A 17683-nucleotide genomic window follows, 5' to 3' on the forward strand; every position below is an offset into this window, starting at 1 on the left:
GGTTCGCTGGTATAATCATTTAACACTTTGAGAACATGGAACTCATCAATCCCGGTATAGGTCTGATCTTCTGGATGACCATCGCATTCCTGCTGCTGATGTTCATTTTAGGCAAATTTGCCTGGAAGCCGATCATGAAGGCCCTGAAGAACAGGGAGGATCATATTGAGAGCGCCCTGATGGCTGCTGAACAAACCCGTCAGGAAATGAAGGATCTGAAATCAGAGCACCTGCAGCTTCTTGCTGAGGCCAGGGACGAGAAAGATAAAATGCTTCGCGAGGCCAAGGTCATTAAGGATTCCATCATTGAAAAAGCCCGTGCGGAGGCCAACACCGAATACAACCGGATCATTGAGAATGCAAAGGACAGCATCCAGTATGAAAAAATGGCTGCCATCACCGATCTGAAGAATCAACTGGCCCAGCTTTCCATTGAGATTGCTGAGAAAGTACTTACAGAGGAATTATCCAAAACAGATAAACAGAAGCAATTGATCAACAAGCTGATCGATGAAGTAGAGATCAATTAGCAAGGCGACCGAAATCAAGGCAATGAGAGAAAGAAAAATCGCATACCGGTACGCAAAGGCACTGTTTGATTATGCAGTCGAGGAAAAGATCCTGGAGAAGGTGAATGCGGATATGGACTTGATCGGGAAAGTCTGCGCCCAAAACAGGGAATTCAGGCTGGTTTTGAAGAGCCCGATCGTTCACAAACGCAAAAAAACAGCCATTCTGCGGAGAATCTTCCAGGAGCATGTCACCACTGAAACCTTCACCTATTTACAGATCATTGCCAAGAAGTCACGTGAAAATTACATTCAGGATATTGCCGTCTGCTTCACTGAACTCTATCTTGAACATCAGAATATCAAGTCTGCCACGATCCGGACAGCCGTTCCGCTCGACGAGCCTTTGCGCCGCAAGGTCATTGCGTTACTCGAGGAACAGACACGGGCCCGTATCCAACTGAACGAAGAGGTGGATCCGGAACTGATCGGCGGGTTCATCATCAACGTGGGTGATCAGCAGTACGATACAAGTATACAGCGAAAACTCCTGCTTCTGAGGAGGGAATTTGAGGGTAATATTTACATCAGAGGATTTTAATATCATCATTATGGGAGAAATCAAACCAGCGGAAGTAACAGCAATCTTACGGCAGCAGCTTGCCGGATACAAGGACGAGCGTGAACTGCAGGAGGTTGGAACTGTGCTGGAGGTGGGTGACGGAATTGCCCGTATTTATGGCTTAAATAACGTACAGTCGGGTGAGTTGATCGAATTTGAGAAAAATGCCCTGAAAGGGATCGTTTTGAACCTGGAAGAGGACAATGTGGGAGCGGTGCTTCTGGGCGATTCTCAGGATATTTCAGAAGGCGATGTGGTCAGGAGGACGCGGCGCATTGCCTCGATCCTGGTGGGTGAAGGGATGCTGGGCAGGGTGATCAATACTCTTGGGGAACCGATTGACGGAAAAGGGGAGATCAAGGGTAAACGTTACGAGATGCCCCTTGAGCGCAAGGCTCCCGGGGTCATTTTCCGTCAGCCGGTGGATGAACCCCTGCAAACGGGTATCAAGCCGATCGATGCGATGATTCCCATCGGCAGAGGCCAGCGTGAACTGATCATTGGCGACCGGCAAACAGGGAAAACGGCCATTGCCATTGATACGATCATCAACCAGCGCGAGAACCACGAGATGGGCAAGCCCGTTTACTGCATCTATGTCGCTGTCGGACAAAAAGGATCTTCGGTGGCAAACATCCAAAAAATCCTGGAGGATAAAGGAGCGATGCCCTATACGGTCATCATCTCGGCGACCGCTTCCGATCCGGCAGCCATGCAGTTCTATGCGCCTTTTGCCGGCGCCGCGATAGGTGAGTTTTTCAGGGATACCGGCCGCCCGGCCCTGGTGATCTTCGATGACCTTTCCAAGCAGGCCGTTGCCTACCGGGAAGTGTCTCTGTTGCTCCGCCGCCCCCCGGGCCGCGAAGCGTATCCCGGTGATATTTTCTATTTGCACTCACGCCTCCTGGAACGAGCTGCCCGGGTCATTTCATCGGACATTGTCGCCGCCAAAATGAACGACCTGCCTGAATCCATCCGGTCCATGGTGAAAGGTGGCGGTTCACTAACCGCCCTGCCGATCATCGAAACCCAGGCCGGAGATATATCCGCCTATATTCCCACCAACGTGATCTCCATCACCGACGGACAAATCTTTCTGGAAACAAACCTGTTCAATGCGGGCATACGCCCGGCCATTAACGTTGGAATCTCTGTTTCCAGAGTCGGGGGCAAGGCACAGATCAAATCCATGAAAAAGGTGGCCGGCACCCTCAAACTCGACCAGGCCCAGTTCCGCGAGCTGGAAGCCTTCTCCAAGTTTGGCTCTGAACTCGACCCTGCCACCAAAGCCGTCATTGAAAAGGGCGTACGCAACGTGGAAATCCTCAAGCAGGATCAGTACAGCCCGATGAACGTGGCAGAACAGATCGCGATCATCTTCTGCGGAACCCGTGGCCTTCTGATGGATATCCCGGTAACAAAGGTGCGAAACTTTGAAATGGAATTCATACACTATTTTGAGTTGCATTACCCTGAGCAGATGGACTCCCTTAAAAAGGGGATCCTGACAGATGAAACGGTGAAATTGCTTGAGAAAACGGCAAAGGACCTGGCAAAGAAATATATACCGAACGAATAAACCTGCCACCGCATGCCCAATCTCAAAGAGGTACGTCTCAGGATCGCCTCTGTGCAGTCAACACAGCAGATCACCAACGCAATGAAAATGGTGGCTGCTTCCAAGCTGCGCAAGGGACAGAACGCCATCCTTCAACTTCGGCCCTATGCGAACAAATTACAGGAGATCCTGCGGAACCTCACCGCAAGTCTGGAAGGATCCGGGGAGAGTATTTACGCTTCACCCAGGGAGGTCAGACGTGTACTGATCGTGGTTGCGGCTTCGAACAGGGGCCTGTGCGGCGCCTTCAATTCCAATACGATCAAGGCCGCATTGCGGCATATTCATACCACTTACGCCTCACTGAACGATCACGGCGCCATCAACCTGATCACCATCGGCAAGAAAGCTTCTGAATACTTCCGGAAGAACCACTATCCTATTATTGAAAGCTATGATGGGGTACTGGATTCCCTGACCTTCGATGCAGCCTCTCCCATCGCTGAGAGCCTGATGAAACGATTTGCGGCCGGGGAATATGATCGCGTGGACGTAATCTATCATCAGTTCAAGAACGCAGCCGTGCAGCGATTGATGGTGGAACAATTCCTTCCCGTTCTGCCCCCGGTGAGCGATCAGAAACAAAAATTTCAGTCCGATTATCTTTTTGAACCGGATAAACACCGCATCGTCACCGATCTGATCCCGCGATCACTGAAGATACAATTCTTCAAGGATCTGCTGGATTCCTATGCCTCTGAAATGGGAGCCCGCATGACCGCCATGCATCAGGCAACCGACAATGCCTCTGAATTGCTGAAGGATCTCAAATTATCCTATAATAAAGCCAGGCAGGCGGCGATCACCAAAGAACTGCTGGAAATTGTGACCGGTGCAGAGGCGTTGAAAGGATAGAAATCAGCATCCTCCACAAACAATCAGTCGTTTTATTTGTTTTAGAAATTATTAGAACAACTTAAAAATCATACAGTATGTTAAAAAAGAAAGTTGAAGATGCGTTGAATGAGCAGATCAAGCTGGAAGAAGAATCCTCCAGGATTTACATGGCTATGGCATCCTGGTGTGAGCGTAACGGCTTTCCGGGAGCCTCAAAGTTTTTGTACAAACATTCCGATGAGGAAAGGCTCCATCAGATCAAGATCATCCATTATGTAAATGAACGTGGAGGGAAAGCCTTACTTAAACAGCTTGCAGATCCGGGTAACGATTACAAATCCCTGAAATCCTTGTTGGAACAGGTTCTCCAGCACGAGGTCCACGTGACCGAAAGCATCAATGCCCTTTATCATCTGGCCACGCAGGAAAAGGATTACACGACCGGTCAGTTTTTGCAGTGGTTCATCATGGAGCAGATTGAAGAAGAGAGCCTGGTGGGTGGGATCCTTGACAAGATGAACCTGTTGGGGAGCGATAAAGGAGGCATATTCCATATTGACAAGGAACTTGAAGCGCTGGGTGCTCCTGATGCAGCCAAAGCTTAAGAAGGAAAGTGCGCGGTTTGCGTCACTTTCGTCCGATGCTCCGGCATAATTCCTTATACCACCGATCTCCGTATTTTCTGATCAGCGCCTCCTTCAGGAACTGACAGAGGTACACACCATCGTTTTTCCCTTTGACCAGGGCCTTTTCACAGATATGCCAGCGATGGTAATTCACCGCATCGTAAAGTTTATACCGGGAGATCCTGACCGGGTACAGATGACAGGAAACCGGTTTGCGAAAGGGGATTTTTTTTTCTTCAAAGGCTTTTTCGATGCTGCAGCGGGCGATCTGATCTTCAAAATAAACGAATGCGCACTCATTGCCGTGAACCAGGGGAGTCACGAAGGCTCCTGCTGTATCATAATCAAATACGCCCTGCTCGTCAATGGTCCTGATCCCGTTCTCCGTCATATAGGGTTTCACCTTATCTATATAGTCCTCCAGAAGAGCTATTTCCTCCATTTCCAGCGGGGCACCTGCATCGCCTTCCACACAGCAGGCTCCGTGGCAAAAGGATAGATCGCAGGCGAACCGCAACCCGGCTAACTCATCAGAGACCAACGCATTTTCAACGACAATCATTTGGTTTGGATGGGTATGTTCCTGTTTTTTAATCCGTTCATCGGTTCATGGTTTCGAGCGCCTTCCGGGTCATTGCAGCTTGTGAATGGCGAAAGTGACAATTCCCCAGATTTTAAAGTCCATATCCGGTGTGATCTCAATGGGCCTGAAGGTTTCATTTTCGGGCTGAAGGAAGAATTTGCCCGACTTTTTTACGATCCGTTTCACAGTAAATTCCCCGTCGATCACACCAATGACAATTTTACCGTCGGAGGGTTCCAGTGACCGGTCAACCACCAGGATGTCACCATCCCTGATGCCGGCATTCTCCATGGAACTGCCCTGAACCCTGACAAGGAACGTAGCCGGCTGGTTATGGATCAGGTACTCGTTCAGGTCAAGCTTTTTATCAATGAAGTCCTCCGCAGGGGATGGAAATCCGGCGGAAATTGAGGGTACGAAAAAAGGCAACTCCTTGACGGAGGAAGGCTCCGGAAGGAACAGTTCAAACGGATCGGGGATCCGTAAGGTTGTCTTTTTGGCCGTCATAGAGAAATACCTGGCAACGATCAATCGTGGGCCAAATGTAACAATAAATGAAATTCAGAAAGGCAGGACTGACGTCTTATTTCAGGATGAAGTCGAAGCGTGCATTGTAGTCTTTCCCGACCGTAACAATCCCTTTCGTCAAGCGGATTTCCTCCAGTTTTTCAATTATGTAATTCCTGAGATATTCGCAATTGCTTTCAGCAGTGTCAACTTCAATATACCCGTCTTCATTGTAATGGAAAGTCACCAGGACGGCGCCCTCCAGGTTCAGTTTTCTCGCCTGCTCAGGATAATGAATCACTTCCGCAAACACTTCCCGTGTATCCCAGGGAATATCATCGATATATTCCTCGTCGCTGAGATTGAAGGAGGTGATGGTGTATTGTTCCTTTTCCGGCTCGACATCCCCAAGCGTATCTTTGACAAATTGCTCTGTGTCAAAAGGAATGTCATCGATGTAGGATTCTTCCACCAGTAAAAAGGAATGCTGACAGGATTGCGTTGACGGAATGTCTTCCATAACTGTACTTGCTATGTATTCTGTATTGAATGGTATGTCCTCGATGTAATCTTCATCAGGAAGGCTGATTTCGGCCGCGTAACGCCCGTAATGTTTGTAAAAACAACAGGCTCGTCTGTAAATCTTCTTCGTGTTGAATGGGATATCATCTACATAAGGTTCTTCCTCGAGGTTGAAGGCGGCCAGAGAAAGCGAAGACCCCCCTGAAGCAGTGTTACAAGAGGGAGCAGGATCATTTGGGGTGCTGGCTAAAACGGAGAGAGCAGGGATCAGGAGCACCGACAGGAGTGAAGCAAGTTTTTTCATGGTGCCAGTAATTTTTTTCGTTTTTGGATGATCTATAAAAGCATGATGTATGCCAAACTTACTAATTAATTGTATTTCATTAAGTTATATTAAAATAAATGCATGTCATACACTGGAAAAGTGTTCGAATAAGTTCAGAATTGTCCAGAGGCGGACAAAAAAACTGCAAACTGCGAACTGCAAACTGTAAACTGAGAATAACGAACCTGTTCGCCGTTTGCCGTTTGCCGTTCGCAGTTCTTAAGACGGTATTTATCAATCCTTTCCCTGGACAACGATGACGATTTCTCCTTTCACCGGTCCGGTGCAGAAGTGCCGGATCAGTTCACGGATCGTTCCGCGCCGGGTTTCCTCGAATTTTTTGGACAGTTCACGTGAGACGGATGCCATCCGGTGTTCGCCCAAGTTCAGGGCAAGGCTTTCGAGCGTTTTGACCAGCCGGTGGGGTGATTCATAGATGATCAATGTACAGGGCAGGCCGGAGAGAAATTTCAGCCGGGTCTGTCTTCCTTTTTTATGGGGAAGGAAGCCTTCAAAATAGAAAGGTTCGGCAGGCAGGCCTGAATTCAGCAGGGCCGGTATGAATGCCGAAGGGCCGGGCAGGGTTTCCACCTCCACGCCCAGTTTAAGGCACGCCCTGATGAGGAGGAAACCGGGGTCTGAAATACCGGGTGTGCCTGCATCGCTCACCAGGGCGATGTTTTCTCCCTTTAGAATGCGTTGCGCAAAGGCTTCCACCGCCTGATGCTCATTGAATTTATGATGGGAAGTCATCCGGGTGGTAACGCCATAACGTTTCAGGAGCACGGAAGTAGTTCGGGTGTCCTCTGCCAGGATCAGGTCAGATTCCTTGAGAATCCGGATAGCGCGCAAGGTGATGTCTTCCAGGTTGCCGATGGGCGTTGGGACAAGAGTTAGTTTAGCCATGGGGCATGTTATTGCCGCTCCTCTCCCCTGAACTTACGCTGGATCATTTCTGCCAGCCTCCGAAAGGAGTCCAGGTCTTCATTCATGTCGAACGTGTCCTTAACTTCGGTGAAATACCGGATAGCGTCGTTAAGCGTTGTAAGTTGATCAAGCGAATGGATGGTTTCCTGGTAGGCCTTCATGTTGCCGTGGAACAATTCATTGATGAAAATGAACTTATCATTGAGGCCTATGACCGCTTTGAGCTCAGTAATCGGGGTGTGCTGTATTTGGGATGCAATGTTTTCCCTGGATTCCTGGCTGCTGATCTGTTCGTTAATGGTTTTTTCCTCCTTGCGGTATTTGTCGGCAATGGTCGCCGGCGGGGTTGAAAAGAGGTCAAACGTGAAATCGACCGTTTTTTCAGCGTGCCTGTCCTCTGATTCGGATACCGTTTCTGTTTCCTTCACTGCCGGGACACCCTCTTCGGGCTGTTTCACCGGGTGGGCAGCTGTTTCTGAGGCCGGTTCAGGCCAGGGTACATACTGAGGTTCCGGTTCAGATTCGGATTCAGCTTCAGCTTCAACTTCAGGTTCAGGTTCAGGTTCAAATTGAGACCCGGATTCGAATTCAGGTTTGTCTTCAAATTGAGTCTCAGCTTCGGGTTCCGGTTCAGGTTGAGGTTTAGCTATCGTTTCATTTTCCGGTTCTCTTTCCGGTAAGTCCTTTTTCTTTTCAAAGCCAATGGTAATGATCCTGTCGGAAACCCCGTATCCCGAAGCGATTTCAGTTTCTTCCTGATTATATTTGTCAAGTAACCTGTAATTGGCGTATAATTTCCGGATATTTTCCAGGATCATATCCAGTTCAATCTGTGGAATGGTGGATGGATGCGACCGGATGATCTCGTTTTCTTCGTTGAGTGACTCCAATGTTTCTGTAATGACTTCCAGAACAAGCTCTTTTTTTCTCATGACTTTTTCCTGTTGGGTTGATGAAACGCCTGGGAATTCTTTAAATTTGTGTTTCCTAAAGAGGGTTTAAAGATATAAAGAATAGTTTATTGCTCTGCGTATGTTTCTGGAAAAATCTCCTTCAGGTGCCCCCCGGACCGGTTATATTGAAGTGATCTGTGGTTCAATGTTCTCCGGCAAGACCGAGGAATTGATCCGCCGGCTGAACCGCGCAAAGATCGCCAGGCAGCGGGTGGAGATTTTTAAACCTGAAGTAGATAAACGGTATGATGATGAAAAAGTTGTATCACACGACGCCAAATCCATTCAATCCACTCCCGTTCAGTCAGCATCACAGATCCTTCTGCTGACTAATGACGTGGATGTCGTGGGTATTGATGAAGCCCAGTTCTTTGATGCAGAGCTTGTCAATGTTTGCAATCATCTGGCTGATAATGGAATCAGGGTGATCGTGGCGGGACTGGACATTGATTACCTTGGGAAGCCTTTTGGGCCGTTGCCCGACTTAATGGCCACTGCTGAATTTGTGACCAAGGTCCACGCGATCTGCATCCGTTGCGGAAATCTTGCACATTATTCCTACCGGACCATTGACGATAACAAACGGGTGGTGCTGGGCGAACGGGAAAGTTATGAACCACTCTGCCGTTCCTGTTTTCGTGAGGCCATGAAGAACAGGAAATTGTGAACGGATTTTCTTAATTCAACAGATTATTCCCCACTCTTTTATATTTTTGTGCTGATTTAAGGTAACCGAACCGCCGGGAAACACACTGGCTTGAACGATGATCCCGGCGGTCAGTAAAGAATTCAACAGATACACCATGAGAAAACCAATTTTATTAATTACGATGATGATGTACGCAGCAATGTCGTTTGGCCAAACAGTGTCTCAGCAGACCAGGGTTCAGATCACGACCAGTATGGGCAACATTACGGTGGTTTTATACAATGAAACACCTCAGCACAGGGATAATTTTATCAAACTGATCAACCAGGGCTGGTATGAAGAATCCAATTTTCACAGGGTGATCAATAAGTTCATGATCCAGGGCGGACACAGGAACGATGGAACACAGGATCCGGGTTATACGGTCCCTGCTGAATTCAGGGCTCAGTTTTTTCATAAAAAAGGAGCACTGGCCGCTGCCCGTCAGGGCGACCAGGTAAACCCGCAGAAAGCATCGTCGGGGTGCCAGTTTTATATCGTTCAGGGCGAAGTATTCACCGACCAGCAGCTGAATGAAATGGAAGCGCGCATGGGAAGGAAATTCACTGAACAGCAGCGCCAGGCCTACAAAACCATTGGCGGTACGCCGCATCTCGATGGAGCCTACACCGTTTTTGGCGAGGTGGTACAGGGACTTGACGTTGTGGAAAAGATCGCTGCCGTGCCCACTTCCCCCCAGGGCAATGTCCCGCTCACACCGGTCACCTTTTCCATAAAGATTTTGAAATAGGACATCATGCGCGAAAAAATCCGATACCATCTCGGGGAGATACAAAATTTCAATACAACCGACAGGGAAGAGCTGGAACAATTCCGTATCCGTTTCTTAAGCAAGAAAGGCATCATTACCGGTTTATTCGATGAATTCAAGACCGTTGCACCAGATCAGCGGCGAGAGTTGGGACTTTTGCTGAATGAGCTGAAAAATGCGGCCCAGTTGACGTTCGACGACATCCGGCAACACCTGGAAGCTTCGGTGACAGAGCAAAAACCTGTGCCTGATCTCACGTTGCCAGCCGATTTTATGGACATCGGCTCCCGGCATCCTTTGTCCATTGTTCAGGATCAGATCATTACGATTTTTTCCCGTATTGGTTTTAATGTCGCCGAAGGACCTGACATTGAAGATGACTGGCATAATTTCTCAGCCCTGAATTTTGAGGAAGAGCATCCTGCCAGGGATATGCAGGATACATTCTTTGTCCAGGGGCGACCGCCGTTTCTGTTGCGGACCCATACTTCCTCTGTCCAGATCCGGATGATGGAGAAAACCACCCCCCCCATCCGCGCTTTGTTTCCGGGCAGGGTATACCGCAACGAAGCCATTTCAGCCCGTGCACATTGCCTTTTTCATCAGGTGGAAGGGCTGTATGTTGACAGGAATGTTTCTTTTGCCGATCTCAAACAAACCTTGCTCTATTTTGCCCGGGAAATGTTCGGTGAAAATACCGGGATTCGTCTCAGGCCTTCGTATTTCCCGTTTACAGAGCCGTCGGCGGAAATGGATATATCCTGTTTCATCTGCGGGGGAAAGGGTTGCAGGATCTGTAAGAACACCGGATGGGTCGAGATCCTTGGATGTGGCATGGTCGATCCTGCCGTGTTTGAAAACTGCGGGATCGATAGCTCGGAATATACGGGATTTGCATTTGGAATGGGCATTGAACGCACAGCAATGCTGCGTTATCAGATCAATGACATTCGCCTCTTCTTTGAGAATGATGTAAGGTTTCTGCGTCAGTTCCGGTCGGCATTCTAAAAAGCATACCCGATGCCCAGACCCACATGGATTGTATTCATGGGCTGCGTGTGTTCTGTTGGCGGGTTATGTAAAGGAGATTCATTCTCAATGAAGTAGTCGGTGATTTCAATGGTCGTTTTGGTGGAGGAGTAGTCGCACATCAGGCGGATGATCGCGTTGCTGCGTGAGACATAACGAATCCCGCCTCCCACCATGTAGCCCAGTGATACCGGATTCTTGTTTTCACGGTAGGTACGAAATTCATCATCCGCAGTCATGAAATACATTTCGCTGTCGGGTGAAAAAACAAAGGCCAGTCCGCCCAGTGCCCTGAAATCAAAATGGAACTGGTTGACAGGAATGGAAAAATAAGGACCAACCATCAGATTGACATGATTCCATACCCCCAGGTCGTAACTGATCAGGGTCAGATCTTCAGGAAGTTCTGCATCAGGATAATTTTTATGGATATACCATTCCAGCGACCTTTTTAAGTCGCCCGTATTCAGTGAATTGTTGGAAAAAGAGACAGCGCCCCCAAATCCTACATATGGGTTGATGTAGTAGGCACCATCCATGGTCAGGTTAAAGCTTGTGGTGGCATATCCTGCCTGGGGATTGAGGGAGTCACCGCTGGCAAAATCTCCCGTCGGAATTGCCACACCCATCATAACGCCCATATAGCCATCACTGGTCTGGGCCCCTGCCATCAGGGAAAGGATGACGAGCAGCGTACTGAGAACAGATTTCATGGTGCTTGTGTTAATAGGATTACAATATTAGGAAGTTTTCGATTCATCCCGACAATTTTTTTCAGTGATCCCGTCATTCAACAGTTTGGTTCAGGTGGGATCTTCCCGTACCTTTGCAGGTTCCATCTGTTCAGAATCGAACTGTGGTTGAACGGATCTGGACATTCACCCACGAATCATGCGCCTTAACTGCCATAAATACACCTGGTTAGAATATGGCATAATTTTTATACCTTCGTTGCACTCTTTTTGTCAAATCCTAACCCCATGACAATGAAAAAGATCATTTTGGGTATTTTGTTATTCTTAACCGGCATCGTCGCCAGCCACGCACAAAAGGTATGGTCCCTGGAGGATTGCATCAATTACGCATTGTCGAACAATATTGAAATCAAGCAGCAGATGCTCAACATCGACTATGGCGATCAGACGCTTCTGCAAAGCAAGCTGGGTATGCTTCCGGATCTGAATGGTTACGCTTCGCACGGGTACAACTGGGGGCAGACCATTGACCAGTACACCAACGAATTTGCCACGGAACGCGTGCGATCGAACAACTTTTATATTTCAAGCCAGTTCACTGTTTTCAACGGACTGCAGCAGATGAACCAGGTCAGGAAGAATCAGCTGGACCTGCTGGCCACCAAATATTCGGTGGATAAGTTCATGGATGATGTGTCCATGAGCATTGCTGCTGCTTACCTGCAAATCCTGTATTACGCGGAGTTAAAGCGTGTTGCTGACGCGCAGCTGGACATCACCCAGCAACAGGTTGACCGGACCAAAAAGATGGTGGAAGCCGGAACACTTGCAAAAGGAGAATTGTTGCTGATCGAGGCTCAGCTGGCCACAGAAGAGCTGAACCTGATCAATGTTCAGAATAACCTTGACATTGCTTACCTTACGCTGATTCAGCTGCTGGATCTGCCCACGACTGAAGGTTTTGTCATTGAAGAGCCCGATCTGGACCATGTCCAGTCACCGGAAGCCCCAATCGGCGCTGAGGCCATTTATGAAATCGCCCTGGATACCAGGCCGGATATAAAAAGCGCAGAACTCAACCTGCAGAGCAATGAAAAAAGCCTTTCCATCGCCCGGGGTGCCCAGAGTCCCGTTTTTGAATTCTCTGGCTCCTGGGGAACTGGATATTCCGGCGCCGCTAAAGATTATGAACTCGGGATTGATCCCTTCGACGTCCCGCCCCAGTTGATCGGTTATACAGCTTCTACGGAACCAATGGCAGTGTACAGCATCCCTTACGTACAGTATAAGGACTATGAGATCAAATCCTTCAAGAGCCAGGTCAGCGATAACATGAACCGATCCATCATGGTGAATATGTACATCCCGATTTTCAACGGATGGAGCGTCAGGTCGAATATTGCCAAGGCAAAGATTGGTATCAGCAATGCAACTTACACCCTGGAAAATACAAAATTGCTCTTGCGAAAAGTCATACAGCAGGCCTATGCCGATGTGCTGGCAGCGATGAAGACCCATACGGCAGCGGAAAAAATGGTTGTAGCCACCACGGAATCCTTTAAATACGCTGACCAGAAGTTCAATGTCGGGATGATTAATTCAGTGGAGTACAACGAGGCCAAGAAGGAGCTGACCAAGGCTCAGGCGGAGTTGATCCAGGCCAAATATGATTATGTCTTCAAATTGACCACTCTTGACTTCTATATGGGCAAGCCCCTGACGCTGAAACGATAGGTTGCCTGTCATCCCTGATCCTATTTTTAAATTTTCAAGGGCTGGTTTCCACGGATTTGTCTATTTTTATGATCTGAAATAAATAGTTTCTAAAATGAAGAAAAAGACCGTTATACGCATCATCATCCTTGCTGCACTGGTGCTTCTTGTTGCCCTGGTCATTGCCAGGAAAAAGGGATTGCTTGGCGGCGATGATTCCCTCAAGGTAAGCACCGAGCTTACCGAGAGCCGCACGATCATCGAAACAGTTTCGGCAAATGGAAAGATCCAGCCTGAGACAGAAGTCAAGATCACACCGTACATCTCCGGAGAGGTTGTCGAACTGACTGTCAGGGAAGGAGAGGACGTAAAACAGGGGGATCTCCTGGCCATGATCGATCCGGAGCTGTATCAGTCGAATTACGAACGCACGGTGGCTAATTACAATTCTCAGCAGGCAGGGCTAGCCAATGCCAAGGCCAGGCTGGAGCAGGTCAGGGCTCAGTTTGTCAATGCCGAGCTGTCGTATAACCGAAGCAAGACGCTCTGGGAGCAGAAAGTGATTTCAGATGCAGAATGGGATGCTGCACGGTCGAACTATGACGTTGCCCGGGCAGAGGTCAGTGCTGCGGAACAGAACGTTGCCGCGTCCGACTTTGGAGTAAAAAGTGCTGCCGCTTCCGTGAAAGAGGCCAGGGAAAACCTGACAAAGACAGCCATTTATGCTCCCACCAATGGTACCGTATCCAAGCTCAGCGTGGAAAAAGGAGAACGGGTGGCCGGAGCATCTCAGTTTTCGGCAGGAACGGAGCTGATGCGGATTGCCAATCTGAATCTGATGGAAGTCAACGTGGAAGTGAATGAGAACGATATCGTGCGGGTGAATTTATCGGACACGGCCCTCATAGAGGTGGATGCCTACCTGAACCGCAAGTTCAAGGGCATCGTGAGTGAAATTGCCACCTCCGCCAATGTTACCGGATCCAGTGTTGACCAGGTGACCAACTTTGAGGTCAAGATCCGCGTTTTACCTGAATCCTATGCAGATCTGCTCTCCAGTGACACCAGTGGATTTTCGCCTTTCCGTCCCGGTATGTCGGCTACGGTTGACATACAGACTGAAAGGGCGACGGATGTGTTGACGATTCCCATTCAGGCCGTTACTACCCGTTCAGATACAACGGGCAAGGTCGTTGAAAAGAAAGAAGCAAATCGACAGGGTGGTCCCGGGGGTCCTCCTCCCGGATCTGCGGAAGATGATCAAAAGAAAGCAAAACCCGCAGAAGAATTCCAGGAGTATGTCTTTGTTTATGATGACGGGGTGGCCAGATTGCAAAAAGTCAAGACCAGCATACAGGATAACACCTATATTCAGATCGTGGAAGGTCTGGAGCCCGGGATAGAAGTCATCACTGCCCCTTACCGGGCGATCACCAAGATGTTAAAAAATGGTGACAAAGTCAATAAGGTGGATAAATCTGAGTTGTTCACGGAAGAGTGATCCCTGATGGCAACTGTTTTATGCCTTGACACTGCCACGGCGGTATGTTCCGTCGCATTGGGACGGGATGGCGTGCTGTGGCAGATGAAAGAATCCCACCTCCCCAACGCTCATTCATCGCTGATCATATCCTTCATTGAAGAGGTCGTGGCAACGGCTGGCATAAGGTTGCCAACGGTCGATGCCATTGCTGTAAGCAGGGGTCCCGGCTCTTATACCGGGCTACGCATCGGCGTGAGCACGGCCAAAGGGTTATGCTATGCACTGGAACGGCCCTTGATTGCGGTCGGTTCCCTGCAGGCGCTGGCCTGGGGGATGAGGGATTACATTCTTCAACAAGGGATTTCATCCCGGGATCTTCTTTTCTGCCCCATGATTGATGCACGCCGGATGGAAGTTTACACTGCTCTGTATGACATGGATAACCAGGAGACAAGGGAAATACGGGCTGAGATTATTACAGAGAATTCCTTTTCGGAGCATTTAAAAGATCATAAGGTGGTCTTTTTCGGCGACGGTGCGGCAAAATGCAGGCCGGTACTCGAAAAGCATCCCAATGCTGTCTTTCGTGAAACCTTCCTTTCATCTGCTGCTCATCTTGTTCCGCTGGCAGAAGATCATTTCCGGACAAGCCAGTTCGTGGATGTGGCCTATTTTGAACCCTTCTACCTCAAGGAATTCATTCCCGGCATACCGCGGGTGAAAGGACTCCGTGAATAACCATTCAATCGCATCCTTTGATCATGGATGAAGTACAGACTCAAGATTTTATGATGCGATAGGATATACTCACGGCGAACTGGTGAATTATTCCAATATTGCCCGTGATTGTGGGGTTGACTCCAAAACTGTACATGAGTATTATCAAATTCTGCCGGGGGCTAATGCCACTCAACGAAACTCTTGACTTACCCAGCGCTTTAGCGCGGGGACTCAGGCCACTCAATGAAACCCGGGCTTTAGCCCCAAATTGAACCGGAGTTGCTTGGTGTCTCATTTGTTTTTCAGGTTTAGGGCTAAAGCCCTGTTTGGTTTGGGTGCTGCCAATCCCCGGGCTTCAGCCCGGGGATTGGCAGCTAGTGTTCTTTCCATCACCCGGGCTGAAGCCCGGGGTAAGTCAGCTTGTTTTCTTTCCGGCACCCGGGCTGAAGCCCGGGGTAGGTCAGCTTGTTTTCTTTCCGGCACCCGGGCTGAAGAACGGGGTAAGTCAGTTTATTTTAGTACTGATATCATCTTTCCTTTCATATCTCTGCCTCGCCTTCCACCTCTATTTTCCTGATTTACATCAGGACAGGCTATCTGGGTAATCGGTAATCGTTTTTCATGATGTGCCGTCAGGCATAAAATATGGGTAGAAAATATTGATCCGCGATCCGTATTCCGTCCCGTACGGGACGGAATAATACGTTTGCCCATCTGCCTTCTACCCATATCTGAGCCCTCCGGGCTCTATATAATTCGAAACAGGTCACCTTATTACCACCATCTTCTCCGTCGCAAACGCTTCTCCCGCCTGCAGCTGCACCAGGTAGATCCCCGCCGGAAGCCCGGAAACGTCAAAATGAACAACATGCTCCCCCGGTGCCTGCACTTCATCCGCGAGGATACGAATCTGTTTTCCCGTAATATCATGCAATGTGAGCTTAACATTCCCGCCGACCGCCGACTGCCGACCGCCGACCTGATACCTGATCTCTGATCTTGAATAGGTGGGATTCGGCACCACACTGACCGCCGGCCGCCAACCGCCGACTGCCGACTCATCAACTCCTTCTGCACATTCTGCTTTCACCTGTTCCTGGCTGTTGCAACCCGAGGCATTGTCTTCAATCTCTTCCGGGCCGTACGGTCCGGCCAGGTACTCGCAGATGCTTTGCACATCGCAGGCGGATAAGGAATAATTGTGGGTTATGTGAAGGTATGAAATAGAGTTTGCCCCAAGGTTATCCAGACCTGTCAGACTAGTCAGGTTTGGATTAAAATGAATATTCATCTCACCTCCGATGGATGTCAGGTTCTCAAGGCCTGCAAAGTTGCCTAGATAGCCATTAACCCATATCTCAAAAGAACCTCCGATGGACGAAAGGTTTTCAAGGCCTTCCAGATTTGTAAGCCAGGTGCTGCTGATATAGAGTGTACCACCGATCGAAGTGAGATTGCTGAGAGCGCTGATACTTGTCAGGGCCACCCTGTTACGGCCAGTAAAACCATATGAGATTCCTCTCAGCAAATCACATTCTTGCCTTGTTATATCTATTCGACCTTTTGGAGTAGAACTATATGAGATTCCGATCAGCAAATCACCGCCTATGGTGGTAAGGTTGTCAAGGCCGGTAAGATTTGACAGACTTTCATTCCTCCGGATAATCATGAGTGTTCCTCCTATTTCCGTGAGGTTTTCGAGGCCCGTCAGACTGGACAGCAAAGGATTTCCCACGGCAGTTTGCTCATAGTAGCTGCCTATATTCAAACTGCCACTTATTGAGGTAACCTGGCTGAGTCCGGACAGGTCCGCAATATCGCTGCCGGTAATTGAAACAGACCCCTGCACATCTGAGCACTCCTGATAATTGGCCTGGAAACTGTCGACTTCCGCCTGGGAGAAAAAATAATAGTTGCCATAAGGTAAGCAAGGAAGCTGTATTCCGCAATTTGAAGCCAGTTCTGGCGGATTATTACACCCGGGCGCATTTTGATAAATATTGACACTTCCATTCGGGCTGGACAGGTATTCGCAGACCCATCCCATATCGCAAACAGCCAGACTGGCATTGTTATGAATAACTAAATCTCTGACAGCACTTTTATCGATATTCTCAAGCCCTGACAAACTGGTAAGCATACTGTTACCCGTGATCGTGATAGTACCGCTGATCATCTGAAGGTTTTCAAGACCTTTTAAACTAATGAGCCCGGTGTTAGTAATCGTAAGATCTCCACCGATATAGGTCAAGATATTCAAACTGTCAAGATTATATGCATTGTTCCCCCACGATCCTTTGGTGATTGATACATCACCTTCAATTTGCGTACAGCCAGGATAATCTGATTTAAAATTATCTATCTGCGCCTGTGATCCAAATGTTATCCCTTCTGGCAGGCATCCCTGGGCCAGCCCTTTATGTGAAATGAAAAATATGCATAGCAATATGATCATTGAAATGATGAGTTTTTTCATAGTAGCCTCCTTATTTCTTACAAATTTACACCACAGCACAGGGAAGAGTCAATCCCGAAAAAGGGGGATATTTAGTCG

General features: G+C 48.6%; 18 protein-coding genes. 11 read left to right on the plus strand and 7 right to left on the minus strand.

Annotated elements, in window-relative coordinates; translation table 11 throughout:
- The first annotated feature begins 35 nt into the window (after window positions 1–35).
- The 5 genes from atpF to PKI34_00350 all read left to right on the plus strand — a co-directional run bounded on the left by atpF (window position 36) and on the right by PKI34_00350 (window position 4191).
- Window positions 36–530 carry a F0F1 ATP synthase subunit B gene (gene atpF / locus PKI34_00330; protein ID HNS16249.1) on the plus strand — a complete coding sequence of 165 codons (495 nt, stop codon included), beginning with the start codon at window positions 36–38 and terminating at the stop codon, window positions 528–530.
- Between the two features lie 22 nt (window positions 531–552).
- Complete coding sequence (atpH, locus tag PKI34_00335; protein ID HNS16250.1) at window positions 553–1110, plus strand: ATP synthase F1 subunit delta; 558 nt, start codon at window positions 553–555, stop codon at window positions 1108–1110.
- Between the two features lie 7 nt (window positions 1111–1117).
- Complete coding sequence (gene atpA / locus PKI34_00340) at window positions 1118–2710, plus strand: F0F1 ATP synthase subunit alpha (GenBank protein ID HNS16251.1); 1593 nt, start codon at window positions 1118–1120, stop codon at window positions 2708–2710.
- Window positions 2711–2722: 12 nt separating this feature from the next.
- A complete protein-coding gene (gene atpG / locus PKI34_00345) occupies window positions 2723–3604 on the plus strand; it encodes an ATP synthase F1 subunit gamma (protein HNS16252.1) in 882 nt (293 codons plus the stop codon).
- A 77-nt stretch (window positions 3605–3681) separates the two neighbouring features.
- On the plus strand, window positions 3682–4191 hold the full coding sequence (locus PKI34_00350; GenBank protein HNS16253.1) for a ferritin: 510 nt from the start codon (window positions 3682–3684) through the stop codon (window positions 4189–4191).
- 22 nt (window positions 4192–4213) lie between these two features.
- Here PKI34_00350 and PKI34_00355 read toward each other — a convergent pair whose 3' ends face one another.
- The 5 genes from PKI34_00355 to PKI34_00375 all read right to left on the minus strand — a co-directional run bounded on the left by PKI34_00355 (window position 4214) and on the right by PKI34_00375 (window position 8008).
- Window positions 4214–4774, minus strand: a complete 561-nt coding sequence (locus PKI34_00355; protein HNS16254.1) for a DUF3109 family protein — start codon at window positions 4772–4774, stop codon at window positions 4214–4216.
- A 69-nt stretch (window positions 4775–4843) separates the two neighbouring features.
- Window positions 4844–5326: a translesion error-prone DNA polymerase V autoproteolytic subunit gene (gene umuD, locus PKI34_00360; GenBank protein ID HNS16255.1), complete on the minus strand. Its 483-nt coding sequence runs from the start codon at window positions 5324–5326 to the stop codon at window positions 4844–4846.
- 52 nt (window positions 5327–5378) lie between these two features.
- The gene (locus PKI34_00365; protein ID HNS16256.1) at window positions 5379–6128 is read right to left on the minus strand and encodes a hypothetical protein; all 750 of its coding nucleotides are present in this window, start codon (window positions 6126–6128) and stop codon (window positions 5379–5381) included.
- A 255-nt stretch (window positions 6129–6383) separates the two neighbouring features.
- A complete protein-coding gene (rsmI, locus tag PKI34_00370) occupies window positions 6384–7055 on the minus strand; it encodes a 16S rRNA (cytidine(1402)-2'-O)-methyltransferase (protein HNS16257.1) in 672 nt (223 codons plus the stop codon).
- An 8-nt stretch (window positions 7056–7063) separates the two neighbouring features.
- Window positions 7064–8008: a hypothetical protein gene (locus PKI34_00375; protein HNS16258.1), complete on the minus strand. Its 945-nt coding sequence runs from the start codon at window positions 8006–8008 to the stop codon at window positions 7064–7066.
- Between the two features lie 100 nt (window positions 8009–8108).
- Between PKI34_00375 and PKI34_00380 the strand changes: the two genes are divergently transcribed.
- The 3 genes from PKI34_00380 (at window position 8109) to PKI34_00390 (ending at window position 10497) form a co-directional block, all read left to right on the plus strand.
- A complete protein-coding gene (locus PKI34_00380; GenBank protein ID HNS16259.1) occupies window positions 8109–8696 on the plus strand; it encodes a thymidine kinase in 588 nt (195 codons plus the stop codon).
- A gap of 163 nt (window positions 8697–8859) precedes the next feature.
- Window positions 8860–9468: a peptidylprolyl isomerase gene (locus PKI34_00385; protein HNS16260.1), complete on the plus strand. Its 609-nt coding sequence runs from the start codon at window positions 8860–8862 to the stop codon at window positions 9466–9468.
- 6 nt (window positions 9469–9474) lie between these two features.
- Window positions 9475–10497, plus strand: a complete 1023-nt coding sequence (locus PKI34_00390; GenBank protein HNS16261.1) for a phenylalanine--tRNA ligase subunit alpha — start codon at window positions 9475–9477, stop codon at window positions 10495–10497.
- Here PKI34_00390 and PKI34_00395 read toward each other — a convergent pair.
- Window positions 10494–11231 (minus strand): outer membrane beta-barrel protein, encoded by a 738-nt coding sequence (locus PKI34_00395; GenBank protein ID HNS16262.1) that lies wholly within the window; start codon window positions 11229–11231, stop codon window positions 10494–10496. The two genes, PKI34_00390 and PKI34_00395, sit on opposite strands and share 4 nt — an antisense overlap.
- 273 nt (window positions 11232–11504) lie before the next feature.
- Between PKI34_00395 and PKI34_00400 the strand changes: the two genes are divergently transcribed.
- From PKI34_00400 to tsaB, 3 genes are all read left to right on the plus strand, one after another.
- Window positions 11505–12947, plus strand: a complete 1443-nt coding sequence (locus PKI34_00400) for a TolC family protein (GenBank protein HNS16263.1) — start codon at window positions 11505–11507, stop codon at window positions 12945–12947.
- A gap of 94 nt (window positions 12948–13041) precedes the next feature.
- Window positions 13042–14427 carry an efflux RND transporter periplasmic adaptor subunit gene (locus tag PKI34_00405; GenBank protein HNS16264.1) on the plus strand — a complete coding sequence of 462 codons (1386 nt, stop codon included), beginning with the start codon at window positions 13042–13044 and terminating at the stop codon, window positions 14425–14427.
- Between the two features lie 6 nt (window positions 14428–14433).
- On the plus strand, window positions 14434–15147 hold the full coding sequence (gene tsaB, locus PKI34_00410) for a tRNA (adenosine(37)-N6)-threonylcarbamoyltransferase complex dimerization subunit type 1 TsaB (protein HNS16265.1): 714 nt from the start codon (window positions 14434–14436) through the stop codon (window positions 15145–15147).
- A 748-nt stretch (window positions 15148–15895) separates the two neighbouring features.
- On the opposite strand, the gene PKI34_00415 is transcribed toward tsaB, so the two are convergent.
- Window positions 15896–17605 (minus strand): T9SS type A sorting domain-containing protein, encoded by a 1710-nt coding sequence (locus tag PKI34_00415; protein HNS16266.1) that lies wholly within the window; start codon window positions 17603–17605, stop codon window positions 15896–15898.
- Window positions 17606–17683: the final 78 nt, after the last annotated feature.

It is taken from the genome of Bacteroidales bacterium (genome assembly GCA_035342335.1).
Taxonomy (GTDB): domain Bacteria; phylum Bacteroidota; class Bacteroidia; order Bacteroidales; family JAGONC01; genus JAGONC01.